This is a genomic window from Collimonas sp. GW821-FHT07E08 (assembly GCF_059418905.1).
The window spans coordinates 15,851-21,000 of the sequence record NZ_JBWKQR010000029.1 but is presented as its reverse complement, the minus strand read 5'-3'; the positions used below and the strand labels follow the sequence as shown (position 1 = coordinate 21,000).

Sequence of the window (5,150 nt, the reverse complement as noted above, 5' to 3'; positions counted from 1 at the left end):
TGGCGGCGGGGTTGGGGTGTCTGCCAGCGATGCCGCTGCAGCAGTGTCGGCCGCTTTCGGCGCATCTGCAGCTGCTGGAGCCGACGCTGCGGCAGCCGATGCTGCGGCTGGTGTTTGGGCGATTGCTGCCAGTGGTGCCGAGATCGTCGCGGCGGAGATCATCAGGGCGGTGGCAAGGGCGGATAAGCGGTTACGAGTGATAGACATGCTGATGCTCCAAATTGTAGAAAGTAGATTGCCGCAATCGCGACGTGATGGTGTATTTGCGTGCATTTGCACTTATCTGCGCCTACTCGAGCTTCCAGACATACTGCATCCTGGTCGACGACTGCACCGCTTTGCCATCGGCCATGGCGGGACTGAAATGGCACAGGCTCCAGGCTTTTACCGTGGCCCGGTCAAGGTCCTTGAAACCGCTGCTTTTTTCAACCGCTGAATCAAGTACGTTGCCGTCGGCGCCGATGGTCAGCTTGACCGTCACCATGCCCTCTTCTTCATTGCGCAAGGACGACCGCGGGTATTCCGGCTTCTCGCAATTTCCTGCAATCTTGGCGCTGGTGTGCGCCGGCCCAGCCTCGCCGGCAGCCGACGGCTGCGCTACCGAAGTAGGCAAGTCATTGGTCGGCGGCTTGACGTTTGTTACCGCTGCAATCACGTTATCTTGCGGCGGCGGCGTTACCTTTACCTCTGGTGGAGGAACGAACGGCGGTGGCGGCGCGACCGATTTTGGCGGCGGCGGCACCGGCTTGTCCGGCGGCGGCGGTGGCGGCGGCTTGAATTCTTCGATGATCTTGGTCTCGACCGGCTGCTGGATCACTTCTACAACCTTGCGCGCCAGCCCGGTAAGCAGCGCATAAACGATAAGGACATGCAGAACAACCACCACGCTGATGCCCACTACGTTATTGGAGGGATTTTTCCCATCCTGCGTGAAATCCATACAACGACTCCTGTTTATTCGCCTGGGTTCCGGCAATCTCGATATTGACTATGCCGTCCGCCTGGCGCCTGATCTGTTGCCGGCCTGATCTGTGCGATCTGCCTGCATATCGTCAGTTTCATCTGCATTGGTAAAAAAACCGGAGAGCGTCTTGCATTCAAGCCCACCACAACAACATCCGGTCATCAGCGCTCTCACGGCGAAATCAACGTCAACTCTCACTTCTATCTGAAACCACCGGCATGCCGCTATTGGACGGCGGCATGCCGGCTTCCTGCTGCTAGAACTTCAGATGCGCATTCAGGTAGAACTGGCGGCCGTTCTTGTAGAACGCACGCGGCTGGTCTTCATTGAGCGCGTAGTACTTCAAGGTCGGGTCGTTCAGGTTCTGTGCATCCAGCGTGAAGGACAGCTGTTCGCTGTACTTGTAGCCCAGCGACATTGCCAGGGTGCCGACGCCGGCTTGATAGAACGCCGTGCTGCGATCCAGGCCGCTGTAGAAAGCGCTGCGGTAGTTGTACGAAATACGCGCATTGAAACGCTCATCTTCATAATAAGCCGTCAGGTTGGCGGTACGCTTCGAGGCGCCGACCAGGGGACCGTTGCTGGAATCATAGGCGTTGATGAATGTGGCGTTGGTGGCAAAACCGAAGTTTTTACCCAACGGCATTTCATATGCCAGTTCGATGCCGTTCACGGTGCCGCTGGTGTTGATCGGCACTGTCAGCTGGTAATCCGCCATGTAGTTGGCAGGATGGTCAGGCGTGCTGGTGACATAACTTCTGGTGACCGAGCCCAGGCCGACATAGCTGGTCAGGTTCATGTTGAAGATACTTGCGGACACCAGGGAACGCGGAGCGAAATACCATTCCAGCGAAGCATCGAAGTTGTTCGATGTGATTGGCTTCAGGTCCGGATTGCCGCCGGTGCCGGAACCGATCGAACCGAACTGGGCCGGCGGCGTCAGCGTTACCTGGCCAGCCAGCGCCGAGTAATCCGGACGGGTCATGGTCTTGGACGCGGCGAAGCGGGCAATCACATCCTTGCTCAAGTCGAACTTCAGGTTCATGCTTGGCAGCACGTCGACGTAGCTGTGGTTGACATTCTGCCTGACGAACGGACCGAAGTCGGAAGTCGTGATCGCTCCCGGCGCGGTAGCCGGCGCGGCGACGTTGGAGAGGACATTCTCCTTGGTCTGGACTACGCGCAGGCCGATATTGCCGCTCCAGCGGTCACCCTCGAGATTGCCTTGCAGGTAACCGGCGGTATTCTTTTCCTTGACCGAAAACTCGGAATTCCAGTCTTCACGCGTGATCGGATCGCGTTTGGTGAAGGCGTTGAACGCTGCCAGCTGGCCCGGCGAGTAGTACCACACGTTGGTCGGGAAACCGCTGCCGAGTCCGCTGCCGAAATTGCCCGGGAAATTCTGATAACCCTGCGGGAAATTGGCTGGGTCCTGGGCAGCCGCCGTCGGTCCCTGGCCGATCACGCCTTCGGAACTGCGTTTGTGGTCGTTATAGCGCAAACCGAACTGCACCGTCTTCAAGGTCCCCCAGTCAGTGGAATACTCGCCGTCAGCCTGGGCCCAGTTTTCCTTGTCCTTGACGTTGATGTTCTGGTCGCCGAAGATCCAGCCGAACGTTGTGGTAGGGCCGGCAGGACTGGAATTATTGGTTGCACCCAGGTTCCAGTTGGCGGCAGTGCCGGTCCCGTTCAATTGGTAGCCTGCGCCGGCGCCCACGCCGACATTCCATTCCGCGACGTTTTGGGTAGGCGTCTTGCCTTCGCCGGCAGAAGTACCCAGCTTGGTGGTGAAGGTCAGCGAATCGGTTGCGCGCCACTTGGTGCTGAGCTCGACGAAGTTTGAGCTGGCGCTTTCGTCAGGACGTGAAATCTGGTCGTAGACACCGTAGTTGGTGCCGGCTACAGGAGCAAAGGTAGCCGATGTCAGCGTGTTGTTCTTCACCGTGTAACCAGGATTCGGCGACTGGCCGGCGCCGGCGTTGATGACTTGCGCACCCCAGAATTCATAGCTGCGGTTGTAGTTGGCCGCCTTCATTTCCGACGTGAAGGCATTGACGTCGAACGAGAAGTCGTTGCTGACCTTGAACTGGGCGTCGATCAAGCCGCCGGTGCGCTTGCGCTGCTGCTCAAACAGGGCAGAGTTGATCAGGTTAGGCGCATATACGCCGGCCAGGTCTGGATGTGCGAGAGCGATCTTGCTGCCCGGGGCGATCTGGGTATACCCCAGGATTTCCTGCCCTTGCCGCTGCAGGTGGCGCTCTTCCGAGAATGCCTGCACCAGGATGCCGAAGGTGTTGGCTTCGTTCTTCCAGTTCACCAATGCGCTGATCTGCGGATCGGTCTTGCCCGGCAGGTCGGCATACACGGCGCCGAGGGTTGCTTCAGCCGTGAACTGTTTCTTGAACTCCAGAGGCTTGCGGGTAATGATGTCGACCGAACCGGCGACTCCGCCCTCCACCAGGCTAGCCTGGGAGCTCTTGTGGACCACCACCGAGCCGACCAGCTCGGAAGGCAGCAGCGTATAGCTGACGCTGCGGCCGACCGTGCCGGACTGGTCCAGCACGAACCAGTCGCCGGATGCGACGCCATGGCCGTTGATCAGCGTTTGCGTCAGGCTCGGGCTGGTGCCGCGCATGCTGACCCGGTCCGCTTCGTCGAAGCCGCCTTCGGTGGCGCCGGCGTTACCGATGGTGACGCCTGGAACCCGCGACAGCGAATCGGCAACGTTCTTGTCCGGCATCTTGCCGATATCTTCGGCGGTGATGACTTCCACGTGCGAATCGGCGTTGCGCTTTTGCGTCAGGGATTTTTGCAAGGAACCGCGGATGCCGCTGATGGTGACCTGTTCAATGCCGCCCTTGTCGGCGCTCTTGCCGTCAGCTTTGGAAGCTGCGTCATCTGCCTGCTGCGCATAGGCCGGCATGGCTGCCGCCATGACCAGCAGCGCAACTGCAGATGCTATTGGTGTTAAATTTTTATTCACTTACCGTTCTCCCCATCGATTGCGGCCCCGGAATCCTCGAGCAGGCCATTTTTTTCATTGACTTCTCCACGCTGTGGCTTGAGGTCGCTTCAGGCCGACAAAGGGGAGAACCTTTTTTTCGATACAGTCGCCAATACAACAAGATCCAACCAACAAGACGCTGCATAGCGCCGCTTGTAGAACAATTTCCCTGGCCGGTCCTTCTCCAAAAACCGCCTGGGGAAAATGCCGTGCGTACCCTGCCCCGCACCAAGCTTCCGCATCTGCCTTACGTCCAAGCTCACGAATTCCCTTTGGAAACGTTGCGCTGAGGACACTCTAGGGACCGTAAAAGTGGCTGTCAATAGGCATTCAACTGGTATTACATAAATAAATTATTGGTATCAAAATTACCAATTCGTATATCTATATATACCGTTGTTTACATTCACTATTTTACAAACTACATGACTGTTGTTTAGTGGAGTGGACTGGTCGCTTTTTTTCAAAACAGGACCTGAAGAAGCGCCTATTTTCTGAAAAATGAGAATTTCGCGATTTTCATACGGAACTTCTTGCAGACAGCAAAGTCGCCCTTTCACGCACCCTTTCCGCATCCTATTTTTTCGCAATTTTCTCTATGAAAACAAGTGATTTTCAAGCGCCAGGCCCATCGTTATCATTTGTATTGAAATGCCATAAAAGCGGGTGAAATTGAATATTTAAAAGTTTTTTTATCTTTTCCCAGGAAAATTTCACAGCCGTTATCGAAATGAAGCGGCATTACTCAAAAGCACTAAACACGCTGCGTCGCAGCATCACGAAAAACATGGCGCAAGCCGCCAATGCCAGTTCAAATTGGTAGTTTTTTCGTAATACCACTTTGGTGCAAAACCGGCACCGAAATGGTGAGCAGCAACTGCCCCAAAACGATGGCAATGCCCGGCCGGATAACTGTTTTTATGTCAACAAAATGGTGATTGCAGCAGACAAGCCGCAAGGTCGAAGATTGGCAATACGGTTGATTTAAATGCAACGGAAGAGGCACGGGGCCGGATCAGGCCGCCGGCAGATAAGGGATGATATTGGTGCATCGCAGAATAATGCACTTGATTCAGGCATGCATCGGGCCATAAAAAAGCCGGGCAGAAAAAACAAAAAACCCCAAGTGCGATGCACTTGGGGTTTTTTGGGCAAGAATAATTTCTTATTCTGCGTTGGTTG

4 protein-coding genes are annotated in these 5,150 nt (G+C 55.9%); all 4 read right to left on the bottom strand.

Annotation, left to right across the window (positions count from 1 at the left end):
• Positions 1–207 (bottom strand): hypothetical protein (locus AC07RZ_RS23530; protein ID WP_494669800.1); only part of this gene is annotated, 207 nt, incomplete at its 3' end.
• Between the two features lie 82 nt (positions 208–289).
• Positions 290–940 (bottom strand): energy transducer TonB, encoded by a 651-nt coding sequence (locus AC07RZ_RS23525; RefSeq protein ID WP_494669799.1) that lies wholly within the window; start codon positions 938–940, stop codon positions 290–292.
• 280 nt (positions 941–1,220) lie between these two features.
• Positions 1,221–3,947, bottom strand: coding sequence for a TonB-dependent receptor (locus AC07RZ_RS23520; protein WP_494669798.1), 2,727 nt, complete (start codon positions 3,945–3,947; stop codon positions 1,221–1,223).
• Positions 3,948–4,891: 944 nt separating this feature from the next.
• The coding region (locus tag AC07RZ_RS23515; RefSeq protein ID WP_494669797.1) for a hypothetical protein at positions 4,892–5,150 on the bottom strand (259 nt) is incomplete at its 5' end.

Bases quoted from the DNA above. Each gene is read 5' to 3' on its own strand.
- AC07RZ_RS23525 (WP_494669799.1), bottom strand. From the start codon at position 940: ATGGATTTCACGCAGGATGGGAAAAATCCCTCCAATAACGTAGTGGGC.